This window comes from Staphylococcus durrellii (assembly GCF_015594545.1).
GTDB lineage: Bacteria > Bacillota > Bacilli > Staphylococcales > Staphylococcaceae > Staphylococcus > Staphylococcus durrellii.
This window is the reverse complement of record NZ_JADIIO010000001.1, coordinates 1,150,662-1,166,405: the sequence shown is the minus strand read 5'-3', so window position 1 is coordinate 1,166,405 and position 15,744 is coordinate 1,150,662. Positions and strand designations below refer to the sequence as shown.

Genomic DNA, 15,744 nt, shown 5'->3' with positions numbered 1-15,744 from the left:
GGTGACATTCAATGTACTTGAACCTGAATTCGAGCGGTTGTATGTAGCCTGAAACTACTCAACTACTGCATTTTAGCATTAGCGTTGTTTGGTGTCAATCTTCATTTGAGTTTTTCTGAAAAATTTAGTTATTAGTGGATATAATATTATTAGTAAAATAAAATTTAATATTATTGTAGGTATAATACGTAATAATAAAAAATCTAAAAACATAAAATGAATTAACCCTATAGCAGAATAAATTAACGCTACATAGACCTCAATAGCAATGGTACTTAAAAGTATAACTATGAACAACATAGCATCATCGCGATAAAACACTTTAAAAAAGAAGTCCATAATTACAACTAATAAAATATAACCAAATAAATATAACCCATAGAAACTACCGAAATAAAGGTCTGTAATAGCGCCTAATACTATCGCTAAGACTATTGATACTCCAAAACTTCTAAATACACAAATAGTTAACAAAAACATTAACGTCAAATGTGGAACAAAAATGATATCTTTACTACCGATATGCATAGGAATGACAAGCCCAATAACTGTATCAATATAAAATAAAATAACGCCAATTAAAAAGTAGTAAAACACTCTCATTAATTAACACCACTTTCGTTATCATGTTGCGTTTTAGCATCTCTTTTAGCTACATAAACGTGATTTATATCAGAAAGTGATGCAGCCGGTTTAACTTTCACTTCTTTTGATAAACCATATTTATCATTTTCAACTTTAGTAACTTCACCTATATATAAATTACTAGGTAACTGATCAGCTAAACCACTCGTAACAACTTTGTCACCTTTTTTAACTTTATCTTTATTATTAATATCTGAAATTACTAGTTCTGCATTTTTAGCATCATATTGATTTACTAAACCAAATACGTTATTACCATCATGTTGAATATTTACTGATAAACGGTTTGATCTTGTATTTGTAGAAACTAAGTCTACTTGTGAAGAGAATTGGTTAACTTTTGAAATTCTACCAACAAGTCCTTCTGACGTCATAACAGCCATATTGCTTTTCACGCCATTTTTTGAGCCTTTATTAATTACTAATGTATTCATCCATCGATCGGGGTTTCTAGATATAACAGTACTAGATATTGGTTCATATTTTGATATATCTTCAATATCTAATTCTTTTTTATATTTTTTATTTTCAGCTTTTAACCGTTCGTTTTCAGCTTGCAATTGTTTTTCTTTATTTGACGGTTTTTTATCTTTATTACTCATAAACAAATCATCGATATAACCCGTAACGAATTGAACAGGATAACTTACTACCCTTTGACCAAATGAAACAGAATCTCCAACATACTGTTCAGCATGCGATTGAGATTGAGACCTTAATGATATTCCAATTAAGGATATGAAAATAATTATTGCACATAAAATAACAACCAATTTGTTATTTTTAAAAAACTTCGACAAACTAAACACCTCAATTAGCACACTAAAATTTAATAATCACTTATCATTTTATATTACTCATGATACGAAATAAAGTGTTACTTTAATATTCACAAGCACTTTATTTTACATAGAAGATTTTAGTCAACAAAATGTTTACATTACCCTCACTAAATAAAAATGATTAATTTTATTATAACAATATTCCTTTGTAAAAGCGTAATTAAAGTAGCTAATGAATAATAATTTTTTTCAAAAAAAAGAACTTGGTTATCCAAGTTCTTTAAAGCATTAGCTTTCTTTTTTCTGTTCATCGCTCGTTTTATCTTCAGCTTGCGTATCTTTTTCATCTTCTTTATACAAAGTTTCTTCTTTGCGCCAACGTGCGAATAAGTTTTGTGCTTTTGCTTGTTCGTCCGCTTTTTTGTCATTAGATTGTTCACTCATATTTAGACACCAACCTTTTCTCTATTTACACTATAAAGGTAACGTATTTGATTTTTAAATTCAAACGCCTTACTCATAAGATTGTTGAGGTTTTAATTTAATGTGCTGTCCTAACTTAGCTAAATCTAGTTCCATCTCTATTTCTGTAGTATATACTCGCATAGAGTCAGAACCAAATTTATAGATGATAAATTTATCTTGTCTTTGACCGACAATATATTTATCATTATACCCCATACGTTCTAATCCAGAAACTGACATAAATTCTTTTTTATTGGCCCAATTAAAAACTTTTTTACTTTGGCTTGCCGGAACATTATTTAATAAGTCGTTACTTTCAAGTGAATATCGTTTACCATTGTTCATTTGTGGATCTGCAGGGCTATCTTTAAATGTAGGCTTATTTTCATGAAGAGGGTTCCATTCTTGTTCTTTCAAGAAAGGCGCGTATTTCAAAGCAAAAAAGACGATAGCTATAATTGCAACTACTGCTATAATATTTTTTATAACGCTGAAAATAAACCTCATTCAATAACCTCCTTTTCAAATGAATTATAATTTATTATATTTGTATTTGTAATCAGACCGTAGGCTTATTTAAATCCTAACTTAGGACCGATGTTTATGCTGTTATAAAATTGTAAAATATTATTAAAGGGAGTGAACAAGATGAGCATTTTATCGATAATACTAATAGCTTTATTAGTCATTCTATTCTTCAAAGTTGGCTTATCCATATTACGTTTCCTGATATCAGTAGGTATAATCATTTTATGTATATATTTAGGATACCAAGGAATATTATGGATTATGGACCATTTCCATCAATATTTTAATTTAATACAATTTTAGAATATTAACAACGTTTCCAAATGAAAAGAATAACCGGAAACGTTGTTATTTTGCAACTAATTTTAATTATCCTCTATTACATATCTTTATTTTTATTACCAAATGTGTCATTTAATTTTTGATAATAATAATAGCAACCACATAAAATTAAAGCCCAAATTACGCCTACAAGTAAACTAGCAATAAAGTAGTACGGTACATGTGTAGTCTTACCTGCTAAAGCCATAGTAATCGCAGAAATCAACATTCCTATTACCGCAATCACCATAGTGTATAGCACAATTTGTTTATTTATATATGTATTTGAAACGACTTTTACCATTAAGTATATTACTGGCAATAATACACCTAATAAGATGACTAGACTCATGATGTAACCTCCTATATTAATTTACTCATCATTATATAACAATTTTTATATTGGAAGAAATGATTATTAATACAATTCTTTTTATTTTTTCTATAAAAAAACCAAACGTTAATCAAAAACATTTGGTTAAAAGAAGTTTATTTAAATGTGACTACTATTGCTTTTTTCTAGTTGTTCGTACAATAAAATCTATAATAACTAAAAATAAAACGAGGAATGTAAATAATGCCACCATATAGTTATTTGCTAGGATTGAACTCACAACTGTAATAATTGCTATGATAATAAATAACGTTAAAAATACTGATTTCAATTTAAACATTTAATGTACCTCTTTATAATATTGTAATGCCATATTCTTGTTTTGCATTGATAATCTAAAATAAATTCAATTATCTAGCAATTTGGTCTACATTTTCTATACCTGTAATTTTATCATCTTTATTAGTAAATACTTTAACTGAGAAACTATTATTAGGGTTACCATCATAAACTTTACCACTTTGATTATAAGAAATAGTAGCTTGACCATGATAACTTTCAAATTTATGGATCGACATATTATGCGGTACAACAAAGATACGCTCTACCTTATCATCATTATTATAATACGTAGCGATACTTCCATATTTATGTGCTTTAACGCTGGCAATAGGTATAATATGCTTGGTATGACCTAGTTTCTTTTCGACTTCTTTTTTAGTCATCCCTTTAGAAATACCGTAATAACCATTCCGCTTGTCAATGTGCATAAAATCATTGCTAAATTCAGAGGATAACACATTAATTTTAGGGGCATTTTTAGGTTCGCTATCGCTTTGCTCTTTGTTTTTAGTAGAATGAGAATGATCAATATTAAAATTCACGTTGTTTTTTATAAAACTATAAGTTCCAAAGAATAATGTAAAAACCAATGCCAAAAACACAAGAATAATGATGATGATTACAATTATATTCCATTTGTATTTTTTAACATTATTATTTTGTTGAAAATTTACCATTTAGTTCTTGTACTCCCCTCGCATTAATAAATCATTTCACTATTAATATTAACTTATATTCGGTTTCGATGCTATTGAATATTTTATAAAGTATACCTTTTAATATATAAAATTACTGACTAGAAAATATTTTATTTATTTGTGGTTAATAACTTTTTTATACTTATATTTAAAAGTATAAGAAAAACTAAATGAGCTATTATCCAAATACAATATCCCTTAATATCATAATGAAAGAAATTGCGTTTAGATAGGGTGATGAGCAAAGGATATAATAAAATAAATGCTATCATTAATAATGTTAAATATAACAGTTTAAAGTTATTAAAATTCTTATAGACAATGGTTGTAACAATAACGATAGTTAAAGTAATAGTAAAATGAATGATTAGTTCTTCAATCACATTAATATATTGATAATTCGCTAAAAAATCTATATTTAATAGTAAAGGTGCATTGTAAAAATGACCAAATATATCAGTTACTAAAAAAAAGAAATAAAGGGTTAACGTCAATATTGCACTTACTATTAAAATTTTAAACGTTGCTATTAATTGTTTTTGCACTTATATCCTCCTTTCTCAAAAAATTATTATCTTCTTATTATAGTATTGTAAGCTGTTAACTATATATCCTATATATAAATGATAAAGTTTTTTAACACTAATAGAAATAAACGAATGCTTTAAATTTTTAAATTTAATAATGATAACATAGTAAATATCGAAGTCCACTTCGTGAATTGTTAACAATGATGACTTGTATGGCTCGTTTCGCTAGGATACAAGCCTTTGCCTTTTAGTCTTTAGCTTAACCTGTTACCTCCAAAGTACATCAAAGATTTTTGTCCTGCTCTATAGTTGTTGTTTTGTTGTAATGATACTGTGCATAATTTCAATATAAAAGCTATAGACTACTAATTTAACATAATCAAAACTTAAATAACTTGAATTTAATTTCGTTTGTTTTTTATAAATATAATACATTTGTAAAAATGAATTGATATTACTAAATTAATTAAATGTTTTTATTATAATACTAAAAAATAACAACTGCTATTTATTTTAATAACAGTTGCCATTTATTAATTAGTCTTATTTAGAACTTAGTTTCATGTTGTTACTGCTTTTATACGCTTGTTTTAACATTGCTTTGAAATATGATGAGTATATATGTATGTATTTATATATTTTTATGATTAATTTCGCTATCTTTTTTTATTTCTCTAATAACAGCCAACATACTTCCTAAAGCTATACTGACACTTAACATAGATGAGCCACCGTAACTTAATAATGGCAATGTTATGCCTGTCAAAGGTATTAAACCTGAGACGCCGCCAGTATTTATAAAAATTTGCATAAACAGGTAACTCATTACGCCAATACAAATCAGCTTATAAAAATGATTTGTTGTTTTATTAGCGTAGTAAAAGCCTTTATATATGATAATTGCATACAATAACAATACCAATATTATACCAACCAGGCCTAATTCTTCAGCAATAACTGTAAATATAAAATCTGTATGAGGTTCAGGTAAATATCCCAATTTCAAAATACCATTACCTAAACCACGTCCCGAAATACCACCATTACTTATAGATAACAGTGCATTGGTTAGTTGATAACCGTCTCCGTTTTCATATTTAAATGGGTCAAATAATACTTTTATACGTTTCATTCTGTATAAGGTATTAGCGTCAAAAACTAATGTGTAAAATATATAAATAATAGTCGGTATCGCTGTAATTGATAATATTTGAAGCTTTATTTTATTTTTTATATCTGAATAGATCAGAATAGAAGCAATAATGCCTACAGTTAATAATGTTCCGCCTAAATCACCTTGCATTAACACGCACACTAAGCCTACTCCTAACAAACCAAGTGGCGGGATCAAATTTTTCAATTTATAGTTTTTGTTAATTTTCAATAACCTATCAATGATAAAAGCGAGATAAAAAATAGCGGCCAATTTGAGGAATTCTGAGGACTGCAAATTAAATATTCCTACATTAACCCAGTTTTTTGAACCATTAACATCCTTACCAATTAATTGAGTAAGTAATAATAAAAATAATGTCCCAAAAACTATAAACTTTTGAGTATTTCGTTTTTTCAAGGCGTTAATATTAAAATAAATACTCATAAATATAATTAACAAAAAGCCAAACATAGCAAAAACAAATTGTCTTTTCATAAAGAAATTAGCTTGAATAGGTATTCCACCAGTCAAAGCACCTTTTGAGGCCGAAACCATACTTGCACTGTAAACCATTACAATGCCAATAGTACTTAAGATTAAGAAACAACAAATAATACCTAAATCTAAATATTTCAAAGATGTCTTAAATTTTCTAAATCTCTTTAACATATTTATTGCCTTTCTTAATAATTTTATTATTAAATTATTACATATTTTCTATTTTCTCACAAATATTTTTAGGTTAGGCTAAAAATATTTGTGGGAAAGAAAAATAAAACTATTCAATGTAACCACTTTCTACTAAACTTAAATAGTTATTATGACCAATAATAATATGATCTAATAATCCTATTCCCAAAATATCTCCGCATTCGACTAATCTTTGTGTAGTTTTTATGTCTTCATTAGATGGAGTAACGTCGCCTGATGGATGATTATGTGCAACTATAAGCGCGTGACTTGACCATCTAATGGCCTCACAGTATATTTCACGAGGATGAATAATAGAGGAATTTAAAGTGCCTTTAAATATTGTCTTTTGTTTAATAATGATGTTCTTAGAATTTAAAAACAGAGCTACAAAGTGTTCTTGAGATAAATGTTGCATGTACCCCATTAAATAATTAGCGACATCGACAGGTTTTTTAATTTTCACTTGAGCTTCTAAATTACCTGAATGCATTCTTATTCCAAGTTCAAATGCTGCTTTAAGTACGATGGCTTTATAGAGTCCAATGCCTTTAATCTCCTTTAAATCATAAATAGACAATTGCTTTAAATAATTTATGTTTTCTACTTTATTTAATAATTCATTAGCGATATCTATACTGGAATAACCTTTTCTCCCTGTATTTAATAAAATAGCTATAAGTTCGGCATTCGATAGATTCGCCTCCCCCTTTGCTAGTAAACGCTCCCTAGGCTTTTCAGAATTTGCTAAATTTTTAATATTCAAAAATACCACCGCCAAATTTTAAAAGTGGATAACAAAGCGCAACTGTATTAAAGGCACAAAATATAAAAGGAACTAAAGGTATTTTTAAATTAAGTGAATGTTTAACTATAATATAAGCTATTGAAAAACAACCACTAATTATAAATGTAAACCATATTACAGAGAAAAAAATGTGTAGAGGTAATAAAAAAGATAGCATCGAGAAGATTAAAATATCACCATAACCTATTTGATTTTTACAACAATAAAAAAATAAATGTAAAAATATAGTTATGCCAAATCCTTGAAGATAATAAAAAGGTCCTAAAATCATAGTAGTAATAAGTACAATAATGGGTATATGAATTGGGATTGTATATGTTTCAAGGTCGTAAAGTGCCAACACCAATAAACTAAAATAAATTAACATTATAACAGAATTTTTAAGCGGTAATTCTGTCATGCTTAATATGATTATTAAACCACATGCTAACAATTCTCCCCAAAAATAACTCTGTTTTAATTTTCGTTTACAGCACAAAGTTTTTCCTTTTAATACAATAAAATTTATTATTGGTATTAAATAAATTATAGATATAGGTTTTTGACAAAAATCACACTTAGAGCGACAAAATAAATATTTTAAAGATAGTTCTTTAATATGTGTGATTTGAAATAAAAAACTAAAAACAACAGGATATAGTATAAGCTGTGTTAACATCTATCACACTCCTCTACTTTTAATAGCTAGGTAAGTAATCATAAATAAGTTGAACTAGTTAAATTATAGCACCATACTATGTAGACAAGAAGCTAATTCTCATTATTCAAATAATCAAGTATATTTATCCAACCACAATAAAAAACCGTCTAATTAAACATTATTAATTAAACGGTTTGTATTATTAAAAATTAACTTTTGATTTTACTTCACTTATAAAATACAAACTGCCAGTTATAACTAATGCAGAGCCATTATAATTTTCAATAAAGGATGCATAGTCGTCAACAAGTTCTTTAGATTCAAAATCAATTTCGTCGCTAATCTCTTCTTTAGTCATAGCTTTGGGAAAATCAAATTCTGTAATATACAGGTTTTGAATAATTGCTGTCAATTGACCTAACATCTCGTTTATAGGTTTTCCTTTTACTGCCGAAAATAGTATATCTACTTTATCAAGATGATAATAACTTTTAATCGTGTCTATGAGTGCCTCTATACTTTCATTATTATGTGCCCCATCAATAATCATTAAAGGATCTTGTTTTATACGTTCAATACGGCCACTCCAATTTACACTTTCAATACCATCAATCATTTTGTTGAAATCTAAATCAACACTACCTTCTTCGTTTAATTCTAGTAATGCTGTAATTGCTAAAGCAGCATTTTCTTTTTGATGCTCACCTAACATATTTAAAACTAATGTTTCTAATTCATAATTCTTATAGCGATAAGTAAACTCATCACCTTCAGATACTATGATAATATCTCTATCAAGTTCAATCGCTTTAGCTTCATTTAATTTGGCATTCTGACGTATAACTTTTAATGCCTCATCATTTTTAACTGCATAAATAATTGGCGTATTAGATTTAACTATAGCACCTTTGTCTTTGGCAATATCTACATAACTCTCGCCTAAAATATCAGTATGATCTAAACCGATACTCGTTAAAATGGTTAAAATCGGGTTAAAAACATTAGTTGAGTCATTTTTAACGCCTAATCCCGCTTCAATAACTACAAAATCTACAGGATTTATTTCACCAAAATAAACAAACATCATTGTAGTGATGACTTCAAATTCAGTTGCTATACCTAAGTCAGTTTCTGATTCTAATGCTTCACTAACAGGTTTTACAATTTCTACTAAATTCACAAGCTCATCATCTGTGATTGGATGCCCATTTAAACTAATGCGTTCATTAAATGTCTCAATAAAAGGAGAAGTAAAAGTACCAACTTGATAGCCATTATTAACTAAAGCCGAACGAATATAAGCTACAGTGGAACCTTTACCATTTGTTCCACCGATATGAATACCATTAATTCTGAGTTGTGGATTATTCAATTTTGCTAACATCCATTGCATTCTTTTGACGCCTGGCTTAATTCCAAATTTATTACGCTCATGTATCCAATATAAGCTGTCTAGGTAATTCATATTAAAGGCTCCTATGCTTTCAATTGATTTATTCTTAATTTTACACCATCATACTTCTCTTGATAAGTTTGTTTTTTCTCACGTTCTTCATTTATTACCTTTTCAGGTGCTTTATTCACAAAATTCTCATTAGCTAATTTCTTGTTAACTCTATCTAATTCGCTTTGCCATTTATCTAATTCTTTTTCTAAACGTGCAATTTCTTTATCCATATCTATCAATCCTTCGAGTGGTAATACCACTTCTCCTGCAGCAGTCACAGAAGTCATTGCTTTTTCAGGAATTGTAATATCAGTATCTATAACTAATTCACTTGGATGACAGAAACGATCAATATAATTGGCATTTGTTTCTAAAGTTGATTTAATATGATCATTTTTTGCTTTGATAAAAATTGGTATAGCTTTAGATAACGGCGTATCTACTTCTAGACGTGATTGTCTTACTGATTTAATGATTTCCACTAGTTGATCCATAGTTTCTTTACTTTCACTAAATGATAATGCTTCACGTGCTGTTGGCCATGAGGCATGTACGATTGTTTCGCCAACATGTGGTAAGTTTTGCCATATTTGTTCGGTTACGAAAGGCATAAAGGGATGCAACATTCTCATCGTATTATCTAATACATAAGTTAAAACTGAACGCGTAGTTTGTTTTTGAGCTTCATCGTCACCGTTCATAGGTATTTTACTCATCTCGATATACCAATCACAGAAATCATCCCAGATAAAGTTGTAAAGTGCTCTACCTACTTCTCCAAATTCATATTTGTCACTTAAATTAGTAACCGTTTCAATTGTTTCATTTAATCTAGTTAGTATCCATTTATCTGCTAATGATAAGTTGCCAGATAAATCTACTTGATCAACAGTAAAGTCATCACCTAAATTCATAATACTAAAGCGTGCAGCATTCCAAATTTTATTAATAAAGTTCCATACTGATTCCACTTTTTCCGTACTATAACGTAAGTCGTGACCAGGTGAAGAACCCGTAGCAAGAAAGTAACGCAAACTATCTGCGCCGTATTGGTCAATAACATCCATAGGGTCTACACCATTGCCTAACGATTTACTCATTTTACGTCCATCTTCAGCACGTACTAAACCATGTAATAACACGTCATTAAATGGTCTGCGTCCAGTAAATTCAAGGCCTTGGAAAATCATACGAGCAACCCAGAAGAAAATAATATCGTAACCTGTTACAAGTGCATTTGTAGGGAAGTATCGATTAAAGTCTTCTGATTCTATATTTGGCCAACCTAAAGTTGAAAATGGCCATAATGCACTTGAGAACCATGTGTCTAATACATCTGCATCTTGCTCCCAATTCTCAATATCAGTTGGTGGTGTTTCAGATACTAATAACTCACCAGTTTCTTTATGATAATATGCAGGTATTTGATGCCCCCACCATAATTGTCTAGAAATCGTCCAATCTCTAATTTCTTCCATCCAACGATTGAATGTATTTTCAAATCTTGGAGGTACAAATTCGATACGATCATCTGTTTCTTGATTGCTTAAAGCTTGTTCAGCTAATGGTTTCATTTTAACGAACCATTGTGTTGATAAATATGGTTCAACAACTGCTCCTGAACGTTCTGAATGTCCTACTGAATGTTCATGTTCTTCGATTTTGATAACAAGGTCTTGCTCAGTTAAATCTTTCACTAATTGTTCACGACATTCAAAACGATCTAAGCCCTTATATTTACCGGCTAATTCATTCATTTTACCTTCTTCATCCATCACATTAATACGTTCTAAGTTGTGTCTGTTTCCTATTTCAAAGTCATTAGGATCATGGGCAGGTGTTACTTTCATAGCACCACTACCAAATTCCATATCCACATATTCATCTGCTAATATGGGTAAAGTTTTTCCAACTATTGGTAGCGTAACATTTTTACCAATTACATCTTTATAACGCTCGTCATTTGGATTGACAACAATAGCTGTATCACCAAGCATTGTTTCTGGACGTGTCGTAGCAATTTCGATATAGCCTTCTTGATCAGCATATGGATATTTAAAATGATAAAATTTACCCTGTATATCTTCATGTATAACTTCGATGTCAGATAATGCTGTTTTTGCAACAGGGTCCCAGTTAATAATATATTCGCCGCGATAAATTAATCCTTTGTTATACATATCAACAAATACTTTTTTAACGGCTTGATTCAAACCCTCATCTAGAGTAAAACGTTCTCTACTATAATCTAAGCCTAAGCCTAATTTAGACCACTGTTGTCTTATAAAGTTTGCATATTCCTCTTTCCAATCCCAAGCTTTTTCTAAAAATTTTTCGCGGCCTAAATTATGTCTTGTAATGCCTTGTTCGTTTAACTTTGCTTCTACTTTAGCTTGTGTAGCAATACCCGCATGATCCATGCCAGGAAGATATAAAGTGTCGTAACCTTGCATACGTTTCATACGTGTCAATATATCTTGTAACGTCGTATCCCAAGCATGACCTAAATGTAATTTTCCAGTTACATTTGGTGGTGGAATTACTATTGTATATGTTTCTTTAGTGTTATCTTCTTGTGCTTTAAAATATCCATTTTTTACCCATTCATCATAGCGACCCGCTTCAACTTCTTGCGGATTGTACTTAGGTTTCATTTCCATAAAATTACCTCCTTAAAATAAAAACACCCACCCTATAACTATAGGACGGATGTTCCGTGGTACCACCTAAATTCAAGAAATTTATCTTTTCTTGCACTTAATTTCGATTAACGCTCAAACACGCTTTAACCTAATCACGTTTAAAAGTGAGTTCAGCTAAAGTTCAAAGTGGGCTACCTTCAACACTAGAAATTATGCAATCTCACCAACCATGCACTCTCTAAAAATTTCTTTGTATTTACTCTTCCCAATAGACTAATTTGATTTACTTAATTATAGTATAATGTAAAGGACAATAAGTCAATGAAATGGAGTGAATTTATGAATCCTTGCGCGTTCGGCACAAAAGACCCTACGTATATAGATTATCATGATAATCTATGGGGACAACCACTATATGATAGTCTGCAGTTATTTAAATTAATGGCATTAGAATCTCAACATGCTGGTTTATCGTGGCTTACGATATTGAAAAAGAAAGAAGCATATGAAGAAGCTTTTTATAATTTTGACCCAGCAAAAGTTGCTAAAATGACGGAACAAGATATTGATAACTTGATGAACTTTCCTAACATCGTTCACAACAGAAAAAAATTAGAAGCGATAGTAAATCAAGCAAAGGGCTATTTTGCGATAGAAAAGGATTATGGTAGTTTTAGTGAATTTTTATGGTCATACGTCAATCATCAACCATACGATATGCAATACGAAAAGCCTAGTGAACGTATTACAGTAGATGAAACTGCAACGCAACTTTCAAAAAAACTAAAGAACTATGGTTTTAAATTCTTAGGCCCAGTCACTGTTTTCTCATTTTTAGAAGCAGCTGGTTTATATAACGCTCATTTAAAATCATGTCCTAGCAATCCGAATAATCTTAAATAATCACCACAATAAAACATAAGTAAGGTTTGTAATAGCTTACTTATGTTTTTTTGTTGCACGATAGCGTAAATAATAATTTAATAGCGGCGCAATTAAAAAGAGAATGAAGAAAATTCTGAAGATGTGATAACTTGAAATCATTGGCACATCTGCACCAGTTTCAATAGCTACTAGAACAATTTGATTCATTCCTCCTGGTGCAGCACCTAGAAATAAATCATTAATTGTATTATTAGTAAATAGTGAAATAACGTAAACCATTACTAGTGCTAACAGAATGAGCAAGACATTTTGTACAGCTATTGCGACAGCAATTCTACCTTTCATTTGATCTAATAATCTTGATATTTGACTACCGATTCTAATCATATATATTATTTGTGCACCAGCTATAATGTAATTATCTAAAGTAAATGTTAAACCAGTGATTAAATTCCATACTATTAATACAACTATTGGTGCCAACATCTGCTTCGTTGGAAAATTAATTTTACCCATAACAAAATAAACTAAAATAATTAAAATAATGAGCGTTAATATATTGGGTAACGACAATGCTTGTGTTAAATTATGATGCGCTTCTGTACTACTAGAATGACTACTACTTGGTGCTTTAAAGAAATAAGAGATAAACGGTACTAATACTACTACGAATATAATGCGTGATGTCTGAGTTAAACTCACTACCATAATATTTGCATTTTTATCTTCTTCTGCCATAACTAACATTTGGCTTAATGCCCCTGGAACGACACTTAAAATAGCTGTTTCGGTATTAACTTGTGCTATTCTTTTAAATAACAAAGCAATGATTAATGATAAGATTAATAATAATATGGTTACAAGTACTATTGAAAACCAATCGTCTTTAATATCATAAATGACATTTTTAGTAAAAGTTGACCCTATTTGCACCCCTAATAATATTAATCCTAACTCACTAAGCCAAGATGGCCATTTTATTTCTAAATGTAATACTTTAGTAGCTATAATAGTTGCTATAATTGGTCCAAACATAAAAGGTAGTAAAATATGTGCTGCCTGTAATAACAAACTAATTAAAATAGCTAAAATCAAAACAATGATATTATTACGAAAATACTTTGTCATATCTAAACTCAACTTTCATTATAATAGCTTTACTTTAGCTGAAATTCACACTATTTAAATTGATTGTATCATATTATTATTAACGTTTTATAACTCATTACAATTAATTTTTATATGATAAAAGCATCTTCTAAACGAAAACTAAAGATAAGTTTTTATTTTTTGTTTGAGATACATGTGTGTTGTTATTATTAAACATTACACTTAAATAGTTCAATTAGTCCATTTTGTGATGATGAGCCTAAACATAATTTAAACAACTCATGAGCTTCAGCCGCATCAACGGCATCTAACATAGCTAAATTCGTTCCTTATTTAATTTTATATAATGCAATTAAATATATGTTTAATTTGTATAATAAAAAAGTAGTTACATTAAGTAACTACTTTTTAAACTAACAAAATTTATTTATGATTAAACAATTCTACTTAATGCAGTATCGAATGCTTGTATTGTTTTATTAATATCTTCTTCAGTATGCGCAAGAGATAAGAATGTTCCTTCAAACTGTGAAGGCGGTAAGAATACACCTTCTTTAGCCATTTCTCTATACATTTCACCAAATAAATTTAAATCACTTGTATTAGCTTCGTCAAAATTAGTAACAGGGCCTTCATTTAGGAAGTAACCTATCATAGAACCTGCACGGTTTATTGTAATCGGAACATTGTGTTTCGCAAAGACTTCTTTAAGACCATTTTCTAATATATCACCTAGATGATTAAAATAATCATAAGATTCTGGAGTTAACTGACTAAGCGTTTCATAGCCACTTGTCATCGCTAACGGGTTACCAGATAATGTACCGGCTTGATAAATATCGCCTGCAGGAGCAATTTGATCCATAATTTCTTTTTTACCACCAAATGCTCCAACTGGTAGGCCCCCACCAATAACTTTACCTAGACACGTTAAATCAGGCGTTACATTAAAGTAGCCTTGGGCACAGTTATAACCAACTCTGAAACCAGTCATGACTTCATCAAAAATTAACAGCGAACTATATTCAGTGGTAATGTCTCTTAAACCTTGTAAAAAGCCATTTTTTGGAGGCACTACACCCATGTTACCTGCGACGGGTTCTACAATAACACCTGCAATATCATCACCAAATTGTTCGAAAGCTGTACGAATTGCATCTAAATCATTATAAGGTACAGTAATTGTATTTTTAGCGATGCCTTCTGGTACTCCTGGTGAATCTGGTAGACCTAAAGTAGCAACACCAGAACCAGCTTTTATAAGTAAGGAATCACTGTGCCCATGATAACAGCCTTCAAATTTAACTATTTTATTACGACCTGTATAGCCACGCGCTAATCTTAAAGTATCCAATGTCGCTTCAGTTCCTGAAGATACCATTCTAACTTTTTCAATAGAAGGAACTCTATCGATTACAATTTGCGCTAAATCATTTTCTTTAATCGTTGATGCACCAAAGCTCGTACCATTATCTACGGCTTCATGTAATTTTTCGATAACTTGCTTATTTTTATGACCTAAAATTAAAGGTCCCCAGCTTAATACGTAATCAATATATTCATTACCATCTATATCGTAGATTTTTGAGCCTTCACCATGGTCCATAAAGATGGCAGGTGTATCTACAGATTTAAATGCTCTAACTGGACTGTTTACTCCACCTGGCATTAAATCTTTGGCGACTTCCATCTGTTGTACTGATTTTTCGTAACGCATTAAA

The 15,744-nt window shown here is 29.9% G+C and carries 17 protein-coding genes and 2 other annotated features (1 of these 19 cut by a window edge); of the genes, 2 read left to right on the top strand and 15 right to left on the bottom strand.

The annotated features are described in order from the left end of the window. Positions 1–49 (bottom strand) — a sequence feature (ribosomal protein L21 leader region); it reaches 26 nt to the left of the window's first position. 29 nt (positions 50–78) lie between these two features. The 4 genes from mreD to ISP02_RS05635 all read right to left on the bottom strand — a co-directional run bounded on the left by mreD (position 79) and on the right by ISP02_RS05635 (position 2,399). Further along, a complete protein-coding gene (mreD, locus tag ISP02_RS05650; RefSeq protein WP_195720613.1) occupies positions 79–603 on the bottom strand; it encodes a rod shape-determining protein MreD in 525 nt (174 codons plus the stop codon). After that, on the bottom strand, positions 603–1,445 hold the full coding sequence (gene mreC / locus ISP02_RS05645; protein ID WP_195720612.1) for a rod shape-determining protein MreC: 843 nt from the start codon (positions 1,443–1,445) through the stop codon (positions 603–605). Before mreC ends, mreD begins: the two co-directional genes overlap by 1 nt. A 270-nt stretch (positions 1,446–1,715) precedes the next feature. Then, complete coding sequence (locus tag ISP02_RS05640) at positions 1,716–1,871, bottom strand: hypothetical protein (RefSeq protein ID WP_195720611.1); 156 nt, start codon at positions 1,869–1,871, stop codon at positions 1,716–1,718. Between the two features lie 69 nt (positions 1,872–1,940). Further along, a complete protein-coding gene (locus ISP02_RS05635) occupies positions 1,941–2,399 on the bottom strand; it encodes a DUF4930 family protein (protein WP_195720610.1) in 459 nt (152 codons plus the stop codon). A 141-nt stretch (positions 2,400–2,540) separates the two neighbouring features. On the opposite strand from ISP02_RS05635, the gene ISP02_RS05630 reads away from it, so the two are divergent. Beyond that, entirely contained in the window at positions 2,541–2,723 is a 183-nt protein-coding gene (locus tag ISP02_RS05630) for a hypothetical protein (protein ID WP_195720609.1), read from the top strand. Between the two features lie 76 nt (positions 2,724–2,799). Here ISP02_RS05630 and ISP02_RS05625 read toward each other — a convergent pair whose 3' ends face one another. From ISP02_RS05625 to ISP02_RS05585, 9 genes are all read right to left on the bottom strand, one after another. After that, entirely contained in the window at positions 2,800–3,093 is a 294-nt protein-coding gene (locus tag ISP02_RS05625; RefSeq protein ID WP_195720608.1) for a hypothetical protein, read from the bottom strand. A gap of 154 nt (positions 3,094–3,247) precedes the next feature. Further along, entirely contained in the window at positions 3,248–3,415 is a 168-nt protein-coding gene (locus ISP02_RS05620; RefSeq protein ID WP_195720607.1) for a hypothetical protein, read from the bottom strand. A 70-nt stretch (positions 3,416–3,485) separates the two neighbouring features. Continuing rightward, the gene (locus ISP02_RS05615) at positions 3,486–4,094 is read right to left on the bottom strand and encodes a hypothetical protein (RefSeq protein ID WP_195720606.1); all 609 of its coding nucleotides are present in this window, start codon (positions 4,092–4,094) and stop codon (positions 3,486–3,488) included. Positions 4,095–4,225: 131 nt separating this feature from the next. Beyond that, complete coding sequence (locus tag ISP02_RS05610; RefSeq protein WP_195720605.1) at positions 4,226–4,660, bottom strand: hypothetical protein; 435 nt, start codon at positions 4,658–4,660, stop codon at positions 4,226–4,228. 616 nt (positions 4,661–5,276) lie between these two features. Then, positions 5,277–6,470 carry an FtsW/RodA/SpoVE family cell cycle protein gene (locus ISP02_RS05605; protein WP_195720604.1) on the bottom strand — a complete coding sequence of 398 codons (1,194 nt, stop codon included), beginning with the start codon at positions 6,468–6,470 and terminating at the stop codon, positions 5,277–5,279. A 109-nt stretch (positions 6,471–6,579) separates the two neighbouring features. Beyond that, positions 6,580–7,257: a RadC family protein gene (gene radC, locus ISP02_RS05600; protein WP_195720603.1), complete on the bottom strand. Its 678-nt coding sequence runs from the start codon at positions 7,255–7,257 to the stop codon at positions 6,580–6,582. Next, positions 7,247–7,957 carry a prepilin peptidase gene (locus ISP02_RS05595; RefSeq protein WP_195720602.1) on the bottom strand — a complete coding sequence of 237 codons (711 nt, stop codon included), beginning with the start codon at positions 7,955–7,957 and terminating at the stop codon, positions 7,247–7,249. Before ISP02_RS05595 ends, radC begins: the two co-directional genes overlap by 11 nt. 184 nt (positions 7,958–8,141) lie before the next feature. Then, the gene (locus ISP02_RS05590) at positions 8,142–9,404 is read right to left on the bottom strand and encodes a bifunctional folylpolyglutamate synthase/dihydrofolate synthase (RefSeq protein ID WP_195720601.1); all 1,263 of its coding nucleotides are present in this window, start codon (positions 9,402–9,404) and stop codon (positions 8,142–8,144) included. An 11-nt stretch (positions 9,405–9,415) separates the two neighbouring features. After that, positions 9,416–12,046: a valine--tRNA ligase gene (locus ISP02_RS05585; protein WP_195720600.1), complete on the bottom strand. Its 2,631-nt coding sequence runs from the start codon at positions 12,044–12,046 to the stop codon at positions 9,416–9,418. Positions 12,047–12,084: 38 nt separating this feature from the next. Continuing rightward, positions 12,085–12,310 (bottom strand) — a binding site (T-box leader). A gap of 57 nt (positions 12,311–12,367) precedes the next feature. Here ISP02_RS05585 and ISP02_RS05580 point away from each other — a divergent pair. Further along, the gene (locus ISP02_RS05580) at positions 12,368–12,931 is read left to right on the top strand and encodes a DNA-3-methyladenine glycosylase I (RefSeq protein WP_195721836.1); all 564 of its coding nucleotides are present in this window, start codon (positions 12,368–12,370) and stop codon (positions 12,929–12,931) included. Positions 12,932–12,967: 36 nt separating this feature from the next. On the opposite strand, the gene ISP02_RS05575 is transcribed toward ISP02_RS05580, so the two are convergent. Both ISP02_RS05575 and hemL read right to left on the bottom strand, forming a co-directional pair. Further along, positions 12,968–14,041: an AbrB family transcriptional regulator gene (locus ISP02_RS05575; protein WP_195720599.1), complete on the bottom strand. Its 1,074-nt coding sequence runs from the start codon at positions 14,039–14,041 to the stop codon at positions 12,968–12,970. 415 nt (positions 14,042–14,456) lie between these two features. Beyond that, the gene (hemL, locus tag ISP02_RS05570) at positions 14,457–15,740 is read right to left on the bottom strand and encodes a glutamate-1-semialdehyde 2,1-aminomutase (RefSeq protein WP_195720598.1); all 1,284 of its coding nucleotides are present in this window, start codon (positions 15,738–15,740) and stop codon (positions 14,457–14,459) included. Positions 15,741–15,744: the final 4 nt, after the last annotated feature.

Coding starts and splice junctions, on each gene's coding strand:
- mreD (WP_195720613.1), bottom strand. CDS start 603: ATGAGAGTGTTTTACTACTTTTTAATTGGCGTTATTTTATTTTATATT.
- ISP02_RS05640 (WP_195720611.1), bottom strand. CDS start 1,871: ATGAGTGAACAATCTAATGACAAAAAAGCGGACGAACAAGCAAAAGCA.
- ISP02_RS05635 (WP_195720610.1), bottom strand. CDS start 2,399: ATGAGGTTTATTTTCAGCGTTATAAAAAATATTATAGCAGTAGTTGCA.
- ISP02_RS05630 (WP_195720609.1), top strand. CDS start 2,541: ATGAGCATTTTATCGATAATACTAATAGCTTTATTAGTCATTCTATTC.
- ISP02_RS05625 (WP_195720608.1), bottom strand. CDS start 3,093: ATGAGTCTAGTCATCTTATTAGGTGTATTATTGCCAGTAATATACTTA.
- ISP02_RS05620 (WP_195720607.1), bottom strand. CDS start 3,415: ATGTTTAAATTGAAATCAGTATTTTTAACGTTATTTATTATCATAGCA.
- ISP02_RS05615 (WP_195720606.1), bottom strand. CDS start 4,094: ATGGTAAATTTTCAACAAAATAATAATGTTAAAAAATACAAATGGAAT.
- ISP02_RS05605 (WP_195720604.1), bottom strand. CDS start 6,470: ATGTTAAAGAGATTTAGAAAATTTAAGACATCTTTGAAATATTTAGAT.
- ISP02_RS05595 (WP_195720602.1), bottom strand. CDS start 7,957: ATGTTAACACAGCTTATACTATATCCTGTTGTTTTTAGTTTTTTATTT.
- ISP02_RS05590 (WP_195720601.1), bottom strand. CDS start 9,404: ATGAATTACCTAGACAGCTTATATTGGATACATGAGCGTAATAAATTT.
- ISP02_RS05585 (WP_195720600.1), bottom strand. CDS start 12,046: ATGGAAATGAAACCTAAGTACAATCCGCAAGAAGTTGAAGCGGGTCGC.
- ISP02_RS05580 (WP_195721836.1), top strand. CDS start 12,368: ATGAATCCTTGCGCGTTCGGCACAAAAGACCCTACGTATATAGATTAT.
- ISP02_RS05575 (WP_195720599.1), bottom strand. CDS start 14,041: ATGACAAAGTATTTTCGTAATAATATCATTGTTTTGATTTTAGCTATT.
- hemL (WP_195720598.1), bottom strand. CDS start 15,740: ATGCGTTACGAAAAATCAGTACAACAGATGGAAGTCGCCAAAGATTTA.